Source organism: Nocardiopsis sp. EMB25 (assembly GCF_026797795.1).
GTDB lineage: Bacteria > Actinomycetota > Actinomycetes > Streptosporangiales > Streptosporangiaceae > Nocardiopsis > Nocardiopsis lucentensis.
The window spans coordinates 6,383,201-6,400,786 of sequence record NZ_JAMTDN010000001.1 but is presented as its reverse complement, the minus strand read 5'-3'; the positions used below and the strand labels follow the sequence as shown (position 1 = coordinate 6,400,786).

The following is a 17,586-nucleotide window of genomic DNA, read 5'->3' as shown; positions in this document are numbered from 1 at the left end:
GGGCCGTCTCCGGGTCCCGGCCTTCTCCTCGGGCGGGTTCCCACGGTTTCTCCGGCGCTACCGCCGCATCGCCTTGAAGGGTATCCAACCAAGACGCGCGCCTTGGCCAGTCCCGGTCCGGCCCGGCCATGGGCGGGACGCGCCCCGGGGGCGACACGACGAAGCCGGCGGGGATCACTCCCCGCCGGCTCCTTGGATCGCCTCACCGCGTCAGCGGCGCAAGTCCCGCTACCTCAGCGTCGAGGCTAGGCCTTGGCCTGCGATGAGGCCGTCTCCCCGCCCGGAGGCGTCGGCGAGGAGACCGCTCCTTCCAGTTCGTCGAGTTCCTCGAAGGCGTAGGCCGACTCGGCGTGCAGCTCGTGGTCGAGGCCGTTGGTCTCGACCTCCTCCGGGATACGGAAGCCCATGACGAGGTCGATGATCTTGGCGATGACCCAGGTGACGACGAAGGAGTAGACGATGGTGGCGACAACCGCGATCAGCTGGACGACCAGCAGGTCGATGCCACCGCCGTAGAGGAGGCCGTCGGCGCCGTTGGCCGCCGAGGCGGCGACGAGACCGATCATCAGCGAACCGATGACACCGCCGACCAGGTGCACGCCGACCACGTCGAGCGCGTCGTCGTACTTGAACTTGAACTTCCAGCTGATGGCGTAGGCGCACAGGGCACCGGAGACCAGGCCGACGGCGATGGCGCCCATCGGGGTGACGTCCGCGGCGGCGGGAGTGATCGCGACCAGACCCGCGACGGCGCCGGAGGCGAACCCGAGCGCGCTGGCCTTGCCGTAGCGCAGCTTCTCGACGAGCATCCAGGCGATGATCGCGGCGGCCGTGGCGACCTGGGTGTTGACCAGGGCGAGGGCGGCGGTCGCGTCGGCGGCGTAGGCCGAACCGGCGTTGAAGCCGAACCAGCCGAACCACAGCAGGGCGGCGCCCAGCAGGACGAAGGGCAGGTTGTGGGGACGCATGGACTCCACGCCGAAGCCCTTGCGGCGGCCGAGGACGACGGTGAGGGCCAGGGCCGCGGCGCCGGCGTTGATGTGGACGGCGGTACCGCCCGCGAAGTCGATGACGCCCGCGTCACCGATGCCGATCAGCTCGAACCAGCCACCGCCCCAGACCCAGTGGGCGACGGGGAAGTAGGCGAGCAGGGCCCAGACCGGAACGAAGATCAGCCAGGCGCCGAACTTGGCCCGGTCGGCGATGGCGCCGCTGATGAGGGCCACGGTGATGACCGCGAACATCATCTGGAACCCGGCGTCGACGAGGAGCGGGTAACCGCCGCTGCCGTCGTCGGCGGCGGGCTCGATCTCACCGATGAGGCTGGTGAGGCCGACGTAGTCGAAGCCGCCGATGAAGTGGTTGAGAGCTCCCGGCCCCTCGGCGTAGGTCAGCGAGTGCCCGACGAGCACCCACAGGACACTGACGATGGCGATGCTCGCGAAGCTCATGAGCATCATGTTGAGGACGCTCTTGGCCCGCGACATGCCTCCGTAGAAAAAGGCCAGGCCCGGGGTCATGAGCATCACCAGCGCGGCGCTGACCAGCAGCCACGTGGTGTTGCCAGAGTCAATCATTTCGTCGCCTCCGTAGGACGGACGGGGGATGGTCGTGCAGGGGCGGCGTCAGCGAGCGCATCATCGGGCCGTGCGGATCACCACGGACGCCACTGTCCGACCTGGGTGTTTCTCGTCCTGAGCCGACATGTTGCGCGCGTGTAAAAGGACAGCCAGGAGTGTTAAGGAGGCGTGAACCGATGGATCGTTCCACGCGAACGATCGCGTGCCGGCACGAATCCACCACCACACGACGCACGAAGAGTGATACTCCGAACACTCTGTGCGCATATCGGGGTGATCTCACAACGGTAACGAACCTCACGACAGGTCGTTCCCTCCGGTGTTGCGACCGGGTTTCCACGACATGACGTCGGTCACACCCCCGGACACGGCGACGGCCGGGTCCCGTTCGGGGTACCCGGCCGTCCGGTGCCTCGGATGTCCTCCGCGCGCTCAGTCCGTGGCGAGGATGGCGTCCACGAAGACCTCGGGGTCGAACGGGGCCAGGTCGTCGGGCCCCTCGCCCAGTCCGACGAGCTTGACGGGCACGCCCAGCTCGCGCTGGACCTGCACGATGATGCCGCCCTTGGCGGTGCCGTCCAGCTTGGTCAGCGCGATCCCGGTCACGTTGACGACCTCGGCGAACACGCGCGCCTGGCGCAGCCCGTTCTGGCCGGTGGTCGCGTCGAGGACCAGCAGGACCTCGTCCACCTGCGACTTCTTCTCGACGACCCGCTTGACCTTGCCGAGCTCGTCCATGAGGCCGGTCTTGGTGTGCAGGCGTCCCGCGGTGTCGACGATGACCGTGTCCGCGCCGTCGTCGATCCCCCGGGAGACGGCGTCGAAGGCGACACTGGCCGGGTCCGCGCCCTCCTCCTTGCGCACGACCGGGGCGCCCACCCGGCTGCCCCAGGTCTGGAGCTGCTCGGTGGCGGCGGCGCGGAAGGTGTCGGCCGCGCCGAGCACGACGCTGCGGCCGTCTCCCACGAGTACGCGGGCGAGCTTGCCCGTGGTCGTGGTCTTACCGGTGCCGTTGACGCCCACGACCATGATCACGGCGGGGCGGTCCCCGTGCGGCGCGGTGCGCACCGCGCGGTCGGTGTCCGCGCCGATCTGGTTGAGCAGCTCCTCGCGGAGCATGGCGCGCACCTCGTCGGTGTCACGGGTGCCGAGCACCTTCACCCGCGTGCGCAGGTGGTCGACGATCTGGGCGGCCGACGTCACACCGATGTCCGCGGTGATGAGCGTGTCCTCGATCTCCTCCCACGTGTCCTCGTCGAGGGTGTCGGAGGACAGGAGGTTGAGCAGTCCCTGCCCGAAGGAGCTCTGCGAACGGGCGAGCCGGGCGCGCAGGCGCACCATCCGGCCCGCGGACGGCGGAGGCGTCTCCAGCTCCGGCTCGGCGGGCTTGACGGCCTCCTCCTCCGCGGGAGGCGCCTGCGCGGGAGGCGTGGCGACCGCCTCGGCGCTTCGGTCGCGGTCCTCCACGGGAGCCGCTGTCGGGGGTTCCCCGGTGGCCTCGGGCTTGGTCTCCTCCTTGCCCGGCGCGACCGAGCGTCGGGACACGACCAGGAAGGATCCGCCGACCACCAGGAGCGCGACGACGATGATCAGGATTGCGAGCAAGGTGATGTCCATAGCGGACTCAGTATTACAGAGCGTCCGCGGTGGTCGCCGGGCCTCCCTCCGGCGGGGCGCGTCAGGTGGTTCTGTGGCGGGTGGTGCGCAGGATGACGAGGAAGAAGGGCGCGCCGAGGAAGGCCGTGACCACGCCGAGGGGCAGCTCCGCCGGAGCCACCACCGTGCGGGCGACGATGTCGACCAGGACCATGAACGCCCCGCCGAGGAACACGGTCACCGGGAGGATCGCCCGGTAGTTGGAGCCGACGAGGCGGCGTACGACGTGCGGGACGACGATGCCGACGAAGCCGATCAATCCGCTCACCGCCACGGCGGCGGCCGTGGCCAGCGACGCCGCACTGATGACGACGATGCGCACCGCCCCCGGGTTGAGCCCGAGGCTCACCGCCTTCTCGTCGCCCAGGGCGAGCATGTCCAGCAGGTAGCCGCACAGGAGCAGGACGATCAGGGAGACCACCGCGTACGGGGCGACCAGTCGGACGTCGTCCCATCCGCCGCGCCCCAGCCCGCCGAGCAGCCAGGAGAAGATCCGCAGCAGTTTGTCCCCGCCGATCTGTTGGGTGAGCGTCTGGGCGGCGGACAGGAACGACGACACCGCCACACCCGCGAGAACGAGGGAGGCGGTCCCGCCCCCGCCCGCGGCCGACCCGAGTGTGTAGGCCGCCGCCACGCCCAGCAGGGCGCCGACGAAGGCCGCCACGGGGACCAGTGCTCGGGGCGTGTCGGTCAGCTCCTGACCGAAGACGATGGCGAGCGTCGCACCGAGCCCCGCGCCCGCGGCGGCGCCGAGCAGGTACGGGTCGGCCAGGGGGTTGCGGAACACCCCCTGGTAGGCGCCGCCCGCGGTGGCCAGGAGCGCGCCGACGACGACGCCCATGACCACCCGGGGCAGGCGGAGTTCGACCAGCAGCGCCACCTGCCGGTCGGTCAGCGGGCTCTCGGCCTCCGGGGAGGCGAGACTGAGCAGGTGGCGGACGATGTCGGCCGCGGAGATGTCCGCCGCGCCCGCCGTGACCCCGAGGAGGACCGAGGCGACGAGCAGCGCCAGACCGCCCGCCATCCACCCGAGCGGGAGTCCGAGGGGCCGCCCCGCGACGGGGCGGGACACCCTCGGCCGACGCCCGCCACCCGCGGACGCCTCCGGCTCGGCCTCGCCGCTCACCTAGGCGCCGGCGTTCTCGGTGACCGCCGCGCCGACCGCCTCGGCGAAGTCGACCACGCGCGGGCCCCAGCGGGAGGCGACGTCCGCGTCGAGCTGGATGACGGCGTCGTTCCGGACCGCGGTGACCGTGTCGAACGCGGGCCGCTCGGTGACCGCGCCGACGGCGTCCTCACCCGCGTAGGACAGGAAGATCAGGTCCGGGTTCTGCTCGACGACGAACTCCTGGGACAGCTGCGGGTAGCCGCCCGCGGTGCCGTCGTCGGCCTCGTCGGCGATGTTGACCAGACCGAAGGAGGAGTAGATCTGGCCGACGAAGGTGTCGGAGGTGGCCGAGTAGAGGGTGTCGTCGAGCTCCTGGTAGAAGGTGAGCTCGGTGTCGCCGACCTCGGCTCGCACGTTCTCGACGACCTCGTTGAACTCGGTCTCGACACGCTCGGCCTCGGCGTCGGCCTCCTCGGACATACCGGTGGCGTCGCCGAGCAGGCGGATCTGGTCGTAGACGTCCTCCATGCCGGTGGCGGCGTCCACGGTCAGGACCGGGACGTCGACGGCCTCCAGCTGCGGGACGGTCTCCTCGGCGCTACGGGCCAGGATGACCAGGTCGGGGTCGTACTCGACGATCGCCTCGACACTGGGGGTGAACCCGCTGAGGTCGGTGGTGGGCGCCTCCGCCGGGTAGTTGGAGTACTCGTCGGCCGCCTCGACCAGGTCGCCCGCGCCGATGGCGAAGAGCATCTCGGTGTGGCTGGGCGACAGGGAGACGATGCGCTCCGGGGCCGCGTCGAGGGTGACCTCGCCGAGCGCGTCGGTCAGGGTGACCGGGAAGGCGCCGTCACCGGCCGGCGCGGTGTCCTGGTCGGTCTCGGGGGCCGGGCCGCCGCACGCGGTGAGGGCGAGCGTGGCGCCGAGGAGTGCGAGGGGAAGTCTGCGTGCGATCCGCACTGTGCTCCTTGGTCGGGCAGGGGGAAGGGGAGCACGGCCCACGGGGGACGGCCTGTCCTTCCCACGAGGACGGTTCGTCGGTGCGGACGAGGCGACCTGGCTCGTCCCCGCGCGGGCGGGGCCTCACAGTTGCGGGACAGCACCGGATTGGGCGGCCGGGGGCCGCGTGACCGGACTTCGCTCGATCCACACCGCCGGGGCACCAACGGTGACCCGACTCCACCACTGTACTCGTGAGCTTTTCGTCCCTGTTCAGTACCTAGAGTCCCGTTTTTCCACCCTCCCCTGACGTGGAACGGGACCGGCAGACCGACTCCATCACAGCCCGAGGGTGACCTGCACCCCTTTTGTCGGTTTGATTAATAAAAGCCTTGCCTGTCCGATTTGTTGATCTTTGAGAAAAATAGTGCTGCTAGTTCAATTCATTCCCTCGTGTGGCCAAATCGAGTCTCGGAGAACATTGACACTTTTATGACTCACGGCAATGATCTCGGTGCTATGTGCGTCGAAAAACCGATAACGGACACTCCACGGGCTATCCCTCGGTACACGCCAATCCGTCACCGTGCGGATGGTCCGTTCCCCCCGTGTTCCGCGGCGCACCGAGAAGGGATGTGTTGACAAGGTGGTATCCCACCGCTCGCACCTGGCGTCGCTCGCCGGGCTGACCCTGATAGCGGGACTCGTCACAGCCGCCCCCGCCAGTGCCGACGAAGGATCGGAGCTCGCCCCCCTCCACCCGGCCCCCAGCGCCGAGAACGGCGAGATGACCCACCAGGCCGAAGACCTGTGGTTCATCGAACTGGAGGGCCCCTCCCAGGCCGAGGGCAACTCCGAGGCCGCCGTCGAGGGCGAACAGCGCCGGTTCCGCGCCGAGGCCGAGGAGTACGGCCTGGCGTACGAGGAACGGCACGCGTTCGGCGAACTGTGGAACGGTTTCTCGGTCGAGATGGACGACGCCCAGGTCGGCGCGGCCCGGGAGATCCCCGGAGTGAACGCCATCTACCCGGTCATGCGCTACGAGGCCCCCGAACCGGACCGGTCCGAACCCGACATGGACACCGCGCTGAGCATGACCGGCGCCGACATCGGCCAGAACGAACTCGGCCTGACCGGCGAGGGCCTGCGCGTCGCCGTCATGGACACGGGTATCGACTACACCCACCCCGATCTCGGCGGCCCGGGCGGCTTCCCGAACGACCGCATCGTCACCGGCCACGACTTCGTCGGTGACGACTTCAACGCCGCCGACCCCACCAGCACCCCCGTCCCCGACGAGGACCCGCAGGACTGCAACGGACACGGCACGCACGTGGCCGGGATCATCGGAGCCGAGGGACAGGTCACCGGTGTGGCACCCGACGTGGAGTTCGGCGCCTACAAGGTGTTCGGCTGCACCGGGTCCACCACGGCCGACATCATGATCGCCGCCATGGAGCGGGCCCTGGCCGACGACATGGACGTGCTCAACATGAGCATCGGCTCCTCCCACAGCTGGCCCGGTTACCCGACCGCCGTCGCCTCCGACAACCTCGTCGACGAGGGCATGGTGGTCGTCGCCTCGATCGGCAACTCGGGCGACACCGGGCTGTACTCGGCCGGCGCCCCCGGCCTGGGCGAGAACGTGATCGGGGTGGCCGCCTACGACAACACCCACATCCGCGCGGCGTCCGTGGTCGCCAACCCGAGCGGTGAGGCACTTCCCTTCATGGAGATGGGCAGCGCCGCCGCGCCGCCCACCGAGGGTGAGACCGACGAGCTCGTCTACATCGGCCGCGCCTGCACATCCCTGGGCGACACCCTGGAGGGTGACCCCGCGGGCAAGACCGCGCTGATCGTGCGCGGGAACTGCACCTTCGCGGAGAAGTACGACACCGCGCTGGACGCGGGCGCCACCGGCGTCGTCATCTACAACAACGTGCCCGGCATGTTCGCCGGGGGCGGCATCACCGACCGGGGCGCGTTCTCCATCGGGATCTCCGACGAGGCGGGCGCCCACCTGACCGGGCTCCTGGAGGGTTCCGAACCGGTCACCCTCACCTGGACCGAGGAGACCGTCAGCACCCCCAACCCGACCGGCGGCCTGATCAGCTCGTTCAGCTCCTACGGCATGTCGCCCGACCTGGACCTGAAGCCCGACATCGGCGCACCCGGCGGCCTGATCAACTCCACCTACCCGATGGACCAGGGCGGGTACGCCACCATCAGCGGCACGTCCATGTCCTCACCGCACGTCGCGGGCGCCGTCGCGCAGCTCCTCCAGGCCCGTCCCGGACTGGCCGCCGACGAGGTGCGCACCGTCCTCCAGAACAGCGCCGACCCCAAGGCGTGGTGGGGCAACCCCGACCTCGGCTTCCTCGACAACGTCCACCGGCAGGGCGCGGGCATGGTGGACGTCCCCGGCGCCGTCCTCGCCACGACGACCGTCGCCCCGGGCAAGCTGGCTCCGGGTGAGACCCAGGAGGCGGTGACCGAGACCGTCACCATCACCAACGACGGCGACACCGAGGCCACCTACGAGCTCAGCCACGAGGCGGCCCTCGGCACGCACGGCAGCACCTTCACCCCCTCCTTCAACGACGCCTTCGCCGACGTGGCCTTCGACGCCGACACGGTGACCGTCGGTGCGGGCGAGTCGGTGGAGGTCGAGGTGACCATCACCCCGCCCGCCTCCGAACTCGACCAGCTGCTCTACGGCGGGTACGTCACCGTCACCCAGGTCGACGGCGAGACCTTCCGGGTCCCGTACGCGGCCTATGCCGGTGACTACCAGGAGATCGACGCCATGACCCCGATCACCGACGGGGACGGCAACGTGCAGGAGCTGCCCTGGCTGACCCGGATCACCGAGTGCGAGGTGTTCAACGGCCTGGACTGCGCCGCGTCCAACGGCGGCAGCTTCGCCCATCAGCCGGACGGCGCGACCTACTCCATGAGCTGGGTCGACGGCCTGCCCGACTACCCGTACGTCATCGCGCACTTCGACCACCACGTGACACGGTTGGAGATGCGCGTCATCAGCGAGCGCACCGGCCGCCCGGTGCACCCGCGCCGCAACGTGGCGGTGGACGTGACCAACGTCGGACGCAACGAGACGTCCACGGCGTTCTTCTCCTACGTCTGGGACGGGACGGTCAGCGACGAGCACCGGGCCCGCGAGGTCCGGGACGGTGACTACCGCCTGGAGGTCCGCGCGCTCAAGGCCCTGGGCGACGAGGACAACCCCGACCACTGGGAGACCTGGACGTCGCCGGTCATCACCATCGACCGGGGCTAGAGCGTGTTCGTTCTGGTCCTGCCGCTTCGGACCGTGTCCGGGCGCCCGAACGGCGACCCCCTGAGGTGACCGTTCCAAGCACAGGCGTTGGGCCCTTCGGGGCCGTCCTCCACGGGGGGCGGCCCCTTCCCTTTCCTCTTTCCCGCACGACCGGCGCCCGACGGTGACAGCCGGGGCGGCCGACGTCGGGGTCGCGACGATCAGGACCCACGCCAGCCTGTGGATCCCGGTGTCGGCACAGGCCCTCGTGGCCCCCGCTCCCGGCAACCAGCACCGGCGCGCACGTCCCCGTCAGCCCCGAAGGCGACCGGAGTCCGGTGAACGAGGTGCCCAAGAGCCACACGAGGCACACGGTCCCGACCATGCGGAAGGGGAGAGGGGCGATGACGGGCCTGAACTCCGCGCGATCGCGGAGCCGAGCGCCCAAACCTTCGATCAGGCCGGGCGGTCGAGCTTCTGGCTGATCACCTGGGAGATGCCGTCCCCCTGCATCGTGACGCCGTAGAGGGCGTCGGCCGCCTCCATGGTGCGTTTCTGGTGGGTGATCACGATGAGCTGGGACGACTCCCGCAGCTCCTCGAAGATCACCAGCAGCCGCTGGAGGTTGGTGTCGTCCAGCGCGGCCTCGACCTCGTCCATGACGTAGAACGGCGACGGCCGCGCCTTGAAGATCGCGGCCAGGAACGCCACCGCCGTCAGCGACCGCTCGCCGCCCGACAGCAGCGACAACCGCTTGACCTTCTTGCCCGGGGGACGGGCCTCCACCTCGATACCGGTGGTCAGCATGTCCTCGGGTTCGGTCAGCAGCAGCCGCCCCTCGCCGCCCGGGAACAGGCGGCCGAAGATCGCGGCGAACTCGCGCTCCACATCGAGGTAGGCGGAGGAGAAGACCTCCTGTACCCGCGCGTCCACCTCCTGCACGATCTCCAGCAGGTCCCGACGGGTCTGCTTCAGATCCTCCAGCTGCGCGTTGAGGAACGCGTGCCGCTCCTCCAGCGCCGCGAACTCCTCCAACGCCAACGGGTTGATCTTGCCCAGCTGGTTGAGCTGACGCTCCGCGCTCCGGGCTCGCTTGACCTGCACATCGCGCACGTACGGCGCCGGTTCGGCGTCCTCGGCGGCGTCAGCGGGCGGTGGTACCGGCACCTTCGGCCCGTACTCGGCCACGAGCGTGGCCACGTCCACGCCCATCTCCTCCACGGCCTTGGTCTCGAACTGCTCCAGACGCATCCGCCGTTCGGCCCGAGCCACCTCTCCGCTGTGCGCCGAGCTGGTGAGCTTCTCCAACTCGACCGACAGCTCCCGCACCCGGGCCCGCACCGTCCGCAGTTCGGCGTCGCGTGCCTCCTTCGCCGCCTCGGCCGCGGTCCGCTCGGTCTCGGCGGCGGCCAGGGACACCCGGATCCGTTCCAGGGCCAGGCGGGCGCTCTCCGCGACCGCCTCCGCGATAGTGGCCTGGGCGGCGCGGGTCCTCCTGCGCTCGGCGGCCCGCTCCACGGCGCGGCGCTCCTCAGCGGCCTGGGCACGCAGGGCCTCGGCCCGCCCGGCGACGGAGCGCGCACGCTCCTCGGCGGTGCGCACCGCCAGGCGCCGCTCCATCTCCGTGGCACGGGCTCGGGAGGCCTGGGTGGAGAGCGCGTCACGGGTCTCGGGCTCAGGGGCGTCCTCCTCGATGGAGGCGGCCATCTCCTCGGCCTCGGCCAGTTCCTCCTCCAGACGGTCGAGCTTGTCCGCGTCCTCGCCCCGAGAGGTGGTCGCCTTGGCCGCGGCCGCGGCGTAGCGCTCGGCCTCCGCCTCAGCGGACCGCGCCTGACCGGCGAGTTTGCCCAGGCGCTGAGCGGACTCGTTGCGTTTGCGGTCGCTCTGCCTGCGGCGGGCGGTGAGCTCCTCGGCGCCCTCGGCCAGTTCGGCGCGTTCGCGCTTCTTGGCCTCCAGGTCCGCGGCGGCGCGCTTGGCGGTCTCGGTGGCCGTCTCCAGGCGCTCGGCCGCCTCATCCACCGCGGCCTGGACCTCCAAGAGGCTGGGCGCGGCCGCGGAGCCCCCGTGGACGAGCGCCGCGCCGAACACATCGCCGTCCGGTGTGACCGCACGGACTCCGGGGACGGTGTCGACCAGGAGTCGGGCGTGGTCGGCGTCGCTGGCCAGGGCGGTCCGGTCGAGCAGGGCTGTGACGGACCCGCGCAGGTGGTCGGGGGCGACCACCGCGTCGACGGCGTAGCGCGCCCCCTCCGGAAGGGCGGGCCACTCCTGCCGGGGCGGAGCCGGCACCGCGCCCGCGACCACGATCCCGGCGCGGCCCGCGTCCCGCTCCCTGAGCAGGCGGACGGCGTCCGCGGCCGATTCCGGGGACGCCACGGCCACGGCACCGGCCGCCAGTCCGAAGGCGGCGGCGACGGCGGTCTCCTGGCCGGGGTCCACCTGGACGAGCGCGGCCAGGCTGCCGAGCAGGCCGTCCGGGGCGGCCTCCAACAGGGTGCCCGCGCCGTCCTTGTGCGCGAGCCCGAGTTCGAGTGCCTCCTTCCGGGCGGCGAGCGCGGACCGCTCCCGCTCCGCCGCGCGTTCGGCGTCGCGAAGCTCGTTGAGCTCGGCCTCGACCGCCGACAGCAGCCGCGCGGTCCGCTCCTGGGCGGTGTCGATCTCGGCGTCACCCTCGTCCAGACCCGCGGACTCCTCGGCCGCCATCTCGTACTCGGTCTGGGCCCGGGCCGCACGCTCGGCGGCCTGCCGGGCGGCCTCCTCCAACCGCGCGATCTCGGCCTCCCCCTCACCGAGCCGACCGCGCAGGCTCTCCACGCGCGCGCCCAGGCGTACGATGCCCTCACGGCGCTCGGCGGAGGCACGGGTGGCGGCCTCCAGCCGCTTCTCCTCGCGGTACAGGGCGTCCTCGGCGCAGGTCCGTTCCTCGACGCAGACCTCCAGGGCCTCCCGGGCCTCCTCCAGCCGGGTGAGCAGCTCCTCCTCCTGGGCGGCGGCCTCCTCGGCCTCCATCTCCAGTTCCTCGGGGTCGCGGCGGCTCACGGGGTCGTCGGTGACGGCGACGAGGTTGCGGTGGCGCTCGTTGGCCAGCCCTCGGACGGCATCCAGTCGTTCGGCGAGGCGGGAGAGCGCGTGGTAAGTCTCCGAGGCGCGGGCCAGGACCGGGGCGGCCTCGGCGGCCTGGGTCTCCAGGGCGGTCTCGCGCTCCTGGGCCTGGGTGAGGCTGGCCTCGGCCGCGGCTCGGCGTTCGAGGACCTCCTTCTCGTCCGCCTCCTCCTTGGCCAGTTGGTCGGTGAGGGTGACGATGTCGTCGGCGAGGAGTCGGAGCCTGGCGTCGCGGAGGTCGGCCTGGATGACGGCGGCGCGCCTGGCCAGCTCGGCCTGGCGCCCGAGGGGCTTGAGCTGGCGGCGCAGCTCCGCGGTGAGGTCGGTGACCCGGTCCAGGTTGCCCTGCATCGCGTTGAGCTTGCGGATCGCCTTCTCTTTGCGCTTGCGGTGCTTGAGGATGCCCGCGGCCTCCTCGATGAGCGCCCGACGCTCCTCCGGTCCGGCGTGCAGGACGGTGTCGAGCTGTCCCTGGCCGACGATGACGTGCATCTCGCGGCCGATGCCGGAGTCGCTGAGCAGGTCCTGGATGTCGAGCAGGCGGCAGGTGTCGCCGTTGATCGCGTACTCCGAACCCCCGTTGCGGAACATCGTCCGCCGGATGGTGACCTCGGTGTAGTCGATCGGCAGGGCACCGTCGGTGTTGTCGATGGTGAGGCTGACCTCGGCGCGGCCGAGGGCCTGGCGGGTGGAGGTGCCCGCGAAGATCACGTCCTCCATCTTGCCGCCGCGCAGGGACTTGGCGCCCTGTTCGCCCATCACCCAGGAGAGGGCGTCGACGACGTTGGACTTGCCCGAGCCGTTGGGGCCCACCACGCAGGTGATCCCGGGTTCGAAACGCAGGGTGGTGGCCGACGCGAACGACTTGAAGCCGCGCAGCGTCAGGTTCTTCAGGTACACCCACACCTCCCACACCGGCCACCGGGCCCACGCGGGCCACTCACCTACGACGTCGGCGCCCGCTGTGACGTGGGGCTCCGCACGGCATCATCCAAGGGTGCCACGAAGACGGTGGTGACGTGCGCGGTTCGCGCCGACCGGCCCGATGAGGTGGGCCACGGTCGAGCCGGGGGAGTTCCGGCGAACACGAAGGGTTGTGACGGTGTTCGCCGGGTACAACGGTAAATAATGCCGCAAGGAAAAGGAAAGAGAGTCTGCGGCGGAGGGTTCTGGATGGTCGGACCGCTGGGTCGAACGGACCGCGGAGCGGCTGGCGGAACTCCCGTCAGGGACGCCTGAGGTGCTGCATACGGCGTCCCGTCCGTGGTTCACGTGTCGCGCGGTCGCCCGGGTGTGCACCCGGTGGGTCGACGACGCGGGTTAGGCGAGCGCGGGCTCGCGGTCCGTCGCACTGACGGCGACGTCGGAGACTGCCATGCTGAGCTGGTCGTTGCGCGCCTGGAGGCGGCTGACCTCGGCCTCAAGGTCGCGTACTCGATTCTGGAGCCGTCGCATCTCCTGAACCATACGAGGGTCGGAGCCGCCGACGTGGCCAAACAGAGCCTTCGCCATGATGTGGGTCCTCCACACTGAGTGACCAGTGGTAAAACGCGCACACGACACCCCGAAGACACTCGGCTGACGAGCCGTTTCCACGGGTGGAAGATTGCGCGATGTGCCTTCCAGAGTCTCACTCCGCGCGCCGCTGGTCAAGATTGGATTACAACAGTCGGTAACGACCACACCCCGGGCCGGAGCGACCTGGGCACGTGAGGTCCCGCGATCCGAACACGCCCACCCCCGGCGCCGCACACCCGCAGGTGTGCGCCGAGTGGACCAGCGCCCCACCGCAGTCTCCTTGGGGCCGCCGCGAGACGGTCCGGATCACGTTACGCAACAAGCATACTCATCGCTCGATGAATCCGGTGAACGCGCCCCCAGGAGAGGACCAACGTTCCACCACGGAGTCCACATGACCGGGCGTCCGGCCGCCTCTGAGGTGCCCCAGAAGCCGTTCGCAATCGCCTCGCGGCCCCTCGGCGACCACCTCGACCCGGCCGTCGGCGAGGTTGGTCGCGGCCCCGCTCAGCCCCAGTTCGAGCGCCCGAGACCGCGCCCACCAGCGAAAACCCACCCCTTGGACCCGGCCGCGCACCCAGGCGGTCAGCCGGACGGGCTCCTCGTGGTTCTCCACTCGCTGCACCTTCCCTTACCTCACGGAGACAGTTTGCTCACCGACACGCCCGACCTTCCTGTCCCCTCCGTTCCGGCGGCTCCGGAGGGGCGTGGTGCGGGCTCCGACGAGAGAGGGAGTGCGCACCGGCGGCGCCGCCGAAGGGCGGGGAGCAAGGCGAACACGGCTCAGCGACGGGTTCTCGGGGCCCGCTGGCAGCGCGGGCAGCTGAACGAGGAGCGGTTCATGAACGCCTCGCGGATGATCGGGGCACCGCAGCGCCCGCACGGCCGGTCCTCGCGCCCGTAGGCGTTCAGGCCTCGCTCGAAGTAGCCGCTCTCCCCGTTGACGTTGACGTACAACCCGTCGAAGGTGGTCCCACCCACCGCCAGCGCCTCGTTCATGACGTCGCGCACGTGTCCCAGGAGCTCGGTCGCCCGCGCGGAGGACAGCCCCTGGGTGGACCGGGACCAGTGCAGCCGGGAGCGCCAGAGCGCCTCGTCGGCGTAGATGTTGCCCACGCCGCTGATCAGCGACTGGTCGAGCAGGGCCCGCTTGACCTCGGTGCGCCGCGCGCGCAGGGCGCGCACGAAGGCCTCCGGGGCGAAGACGGGGTCCAGGGGATCCAGCGCGATGTGGTCGACCGAGGCCGGGACGTCGTCCCGCTCCCCCGGGGTGTCGACCAGCAGGTGGCCGAAGGTGCGCTGGTCGACGAACCGCAGTTCCTGACCGTCCGACAGGGGGAGTCTGACCCGCAGGTGCCTCTCGTCGGGCTTGCCCTGCGGCTGGACGAGCATCTGACCGCTCATGCCCAGGTGGGTCAGCAGCATCTCTCCGCTGTCCAGGGACAGCCACAGGTACTTGCCGCGGCGACGCGCGGCCGTCGGCACGCGCCCCTCCAGGCGGGCCGTGAAGTCGGCGGCGCCGGGGACATGGCGGCGCACGGACCTGGGATGCAGGACCTCGACGGCGCTCACGGTCCGGCCCAGCGCGTGGGTGGCCAGGCCGCGGCGCACGACCTCGACCTCGGGGAGTTCGGGCACCTCAGCTCCGGTTCTGGCTCTTGGCGGACGTCTGGGACTCGGCGGCGGCGTCGGCCCGCGCGCGGATGGCCTTCCACGCGGACTCGGCGGCCTGCTGCTCGGCCTCCTTCTTGCTGCGCCCCTCACCCAGGCCGTAGCTCTCCCCCGCGACGCGGACGGTGGCGCGGAAGGTCTTCTGGTGGTCGGGGCCGCTCTCGTCGACGTGGTACTCGGGCACACCGAGCATCTCGGCGGCGGTCAGCTCCTGGAGGGAGGTCTTCCAGTCCAGCCCGGCGCCCAGGCCGGAGGCGGTGGCGATGAGGGGGTCGAAGAGGCGGTGCACGAACTCGGAGGCCACGTCCAGCCCCCGGTCGAGGTACACGGCGCCGATGATGGCTTCGAGGGTGTCGGCCAGGATGGAGGACTTGTCGCGCCCGCCGGTGCCCTCCTCACCGCGACCGAGACGGATGTAGGCCCCGATGCCCAGGCCGCGGGCCACGTCGGCGAGGGCGCGCATGTTGACGACGGCGGCCCGCAGCTTGGCCAGCTGGCCCTCGGGCAGGTCGGGGTGCTTGCGAAAGAGGGTGTCGGTCACCACCAGGCCGAGCACGGAGTCACCGAGGAACTCCAGTCGCTCGTTCGTGGGCAGACCGCCCTTCTCGTAGGCGTAGGAGCGGTGGGTCAGGGCGCGAAGCAGGATCTTGGGATCGACCTCGACGCCGATCGCCTTGTGGAACGCCCTGGCCTCGGAGACGGAGAGTTGGCTTGCCACGCGAGTTCACTTCCCTGTTCTGAAGCGCCCCCGTGAGGGCGCGCGACCTGCGGTCGGGTGTGGATCCTCGGCCCGGCAGGGGCGCTCGAACACGAGGTGACCGTCGCGGGATCGGTACTCCCCCGGCAGCCACCACGAACTCGGGAACCCGAGTGAGCCCGGATCACGGGTGGGTGCTTGTGCGGTTCTGGTTGTCTACTGCCCACACAGGGGCGGGTCACTCACGCTACGACTTCCCTGTGACAGCACGTCGGGGCGGACCCGGCGTGCGGGTCCGCCCCGAGGCGAATCGGGAATCGGGCTTGGGACCCGAAGCCTGACACGAGTGCGTTACGCCGGGTTGGTGACCTGACGGTTGTTGTAGGTGCCGCAGGTCGGGCACGCGATGTGGGGCTGCTTCGGGTCACGGCAGCGCGGGCAGTTGACCAGCACCGGGCGCGACGCCTTCCACTGGGAACGGCGGGTCCGGGTGTTGCTCCGCGACATCTTCCGCTTCGGGACGGCCACTTCAATCCTCCTGGGTCACCCCCGCGGTCGCGGGAGGTCGCTTATCTGGTCACCCCGCGCGCTACGGCGGGGAGGGTGTGCTCCGTTCGACGGGGGCACCGGGCGGGCGCCCCCGTGACCGGTTCACGAGCTCATCGTTCTCCGGGATCCTCCGCGATGGCGCGGAGAGCCTCCCAGCGTGGGTCGACGCGCTCGCCGTGGCTGTGGTCGGGACCGGCCTCGGCGAGTCTGACGCCGCACGCCGCGCACAGGCCGGGACAGTCCGGTCCGCACAGCGGTGAGAGCGGGAGCGCGAGCACGACGGCGTCCCTGACCACCGGTCCGAGGTCGAGCAAATCGCCCTCTAGATAGTAGTCCTCATCCTCGTCGTCCGCGTCCTCACCGGTCAGGGCGGACTCGTCATCGTCGCCGGGGTACCGGTACAGCTCCTGGAAGCCGGCTTCCAGGCCGTCCGACAGGGGGTCGAGGCAGCGCGAGCACTCGGCGGTGAGCTGACCGCTGACGGTGCCGGTGACGAGGACGCCCTCCATCACCGCCTCCAGTCGGAGATCGAGCTCGACCTCGCTCCCCTCGGGCACGCTCGCCATCGCCCCGGAGAAGGTCTCCGGCACGGTCACGATGCGGTTGACGGTTCGCATCGACCCCGGCTGGCGGCCCAGCTGGCGGGTGTCGACCACGAACGGGTCACGGGGTTCTGGACGAGACAGGGTAATCGCGCTTTCACGAGAGGCCGTCAGATGCCGGACACGCGGGACGCGTCGAGGAAGACGACGGGTGCGGCGTGACCAGCCCGCGCGCACGCCAATGACGGCGACGCCCGGGGTCAAACCCAGATTCTACCTACCATGGGCCCGACCACCCAAATCAGCCGCCGGAACCCGGGGCCGGGGAGGCCGAAGCGTGCCGACGGCCCGGCGCAGACGCTGGTCAGGCCCCCGCCCGCTCCTCGTACTTGTCCCGCAGGCGCCCCTGGACGTAGGGCGTCACCAGGCTGGAGACGTCACCGCCGTGCTGGGCGATCTCGCGCACCAGGCTGGAGGACAGGAACGAGTACTGGGGGTTGGCGGTCATGAACACGGTCTCCACACCGGAGAGCCGGAAGTTCATCTGCGCGATCTGGAGTTCGTAGTCGAAGTCACTGACCGAGCGCAGGCTGCGGACGATGGTCTCGATGCCGTTGGCCCGGCAGAAGTCGACGAGGAGCCCGTCGAACTCACTGACCCGAACGTTGTCGAGGTCAGCGGTGCTCGCCCTGAGCATGTCCAGCTTCTCGGGGACGGTGAACAGGCCGCGCTTGTTGACGTTGTTGAGGACGGCCGCCACGACCTCGTCGTACTGCTTGGCGGCACGCCCGATGATGTCGATGTGTCCGAAGGTCACCGGGTCGAAGGATCCCGGACAGACGACTCGGCGCACGGTGGATCGCCCCTCTCAGGAGTTACTCTCGGGTACCGCGATCGTAGGGGTTGCCTCTCGCGGCGATTCGGGCAACACCCGCATAGTGACCACG

The 17,586-nt window shown here is 70.6% G+C and carries 13 protein-coding genes; 1 reads left to right on the top strand and 12 read right to left on the bottom strand.

Features of this window, described 5'->3' with window-relative positions:
• Positions 1-245: 245 nt before the first annotated feature.
• From KIK06_RS28485 to KIK06_RS28470, 4 genes are all read right to left on the bottom strand, one after another.
• Positions 246-1,577 (bottom strand): ammonium transporter, encoded by a 1,332-nt coding sequence (locus tag KIK06_RS28485; protein WP_268645746.1) that lies wholly within the window; start codon positions 1,575-1,577, stop codon positions 246-248.
• A gap of 435 nt (positions 1,578-2,012) precedes the next feature.
• Positions 2,013-3,197, bottom strand: a complete 1,185-nt coding sequence (gene ftsY, locus KIK06_RS28480; RefSeq protein ID WP_017598210.1) for a signal recognition particle-docking protein FtsY — start codon at positions 3,195-3,197, stop codon at positions 2,013-2,015.
• 61 nt (positions 3,198-3,258) lie between these two features.
• Entirely contained in the window at positions 3,259-4,260 is a 1,002-nt protein-coding gene (locus KIK06_RS28475) for a FecCD family ABC transporter permease (protein ID WP_268645745.1), read from the bottom strand.
• Between the two features lie 102 nt (positions 4,261-4,362).
• Complete coding sequence (locus KIK06_RS28470) at positions 4,363-5,304, bottom strand: ABC transporter substrate-binding protein (protein ID WP_017598208.1); 942 nt, start codon at positions 5,302-5,304, stop codon at positions 4,363-4,365.
• A gap of 625 nt (positions 5,305-5,929) precedes the next feature.
• Between KIK06_RS28470 and KIK06_RS28465 the strand changes: the two genes are divergently transcribed.
• Positions 5,930-8,581, top strand: coding sequence for a S8 family serine peptidase (locus tag KIK06_RS28465; RefSeq protein ID WP_268645744.1), 2,652 nt, complete (start codon positions 5,930-5,932; stop codon positions 8,579-8,581).
• A 435-nt stretch (positions 8,582-9,016) separates the two neighbouring features.
• Here the strand turns inward: KIK06_RS28465 and smc are convergent, their stop codons facing one another.
• The 8 genes from smc to coaD form a co-directional block, all read right to left on the bottom strand.
• Positions 9,017-12,562: a chromosome segregation protein SMC gene (smc, locus tag KIK06_RS28460; protein WP_268645743.1), complete on the bottom strand. Its 3,546-nt coding sequence runs from the start codon at positions 12,560-12,562 to the stop codon at positions 9,017-9,019.
• A gap of 420 nt (positions 12,563-12,982) precedes the next feature.
• Positions 12,983-13,174: a hypothetical protein gene (locus tag KIK06_RS28455; RefSeq protein ID WP_017598204.1), complete on the bottom strand. Its 192-nt coding sequence runs from the start codon at positions 13,172-13,174 to the stop codon at positions 12,983-12,985.
• Positions 13,175-13,508: 334 nt separating this feature from the next.
• On the bottom strand, positions 13,509-13,796 hold the full coding sequence (locus tag KIK06_RS28450; protein ID WP_017598203.1) for an acylphosphatase: 288 nt from the start codon (positions 13,794-13,796) through the stop codon (positions 13,509-13,511).
• Positions 13,797-13,963: 167 nt separating this feature from the next.
• Entirely contained in the window at positions 13,964-14,818 is an 855-nt protein-coding gene (gene mutM, locus KIK06_RS28445) for a bifunctional DNA-formamidopyrimidine glycosylase/DNA-(apurinic or apyrimidinic site) lyase (protein ID WP_268645742.1), read from the bottom strand.
• A gap of 1 nt (position 14,819) precedes the next feature.
• Positions 14,820-15,569 (bottom strand): ribonuclease III, encoded by a 750-nt coding sequence (rnc, locus tag KIK06_RS28440; RefSeq protein WP_017598201.1) that lies wholly within the window; start codon positions 15,567-15,569, stop codon positions 14,820-14,822.
• A gap of 330 nt (positions 15,570-15,899) precedes the next feature.
• Positions 15,900-16,076 carry a 50S ribosomal protein L32 gene (gene rpmF / locus KIK06_RS28435; protein WP_013151268.1) on the bottom strand — a complete coding sequence of 59 codons (177 nt, stop codon included), beginning with the start codon at positions 16,074-16,076 and terminating at the stop codon, positions 15,900-15,902.
• Positions 16,077-16,207: 131 nt separating this feature from the next.
• Complete coding sequence (locus KIK06_RS28430; protein WP_017598200.1) at positions 16,208-16,753, bottom strand: YceD family protein; 546 nt, start codon at positions 16,751-16,753, stop codon at positions 16,208-16,210.
• Between the two features lie 250 nt (positions 16,754-17,003).
• Positions 17,004-17,492 (bottom strand): pantetheine-phosphate adenylyltransferase, encoded by a 489-nt coding sequence (coaD, locus tag KIK06_RS28425; protein ID WP_026127532.1) that lies wholly within the window; start codon positions 17,490-17,492, stop codon positions 17,004-17,006.
• Between the last annotated feature and the right edge of the window lie 94 nt (positions 17,493-17,586).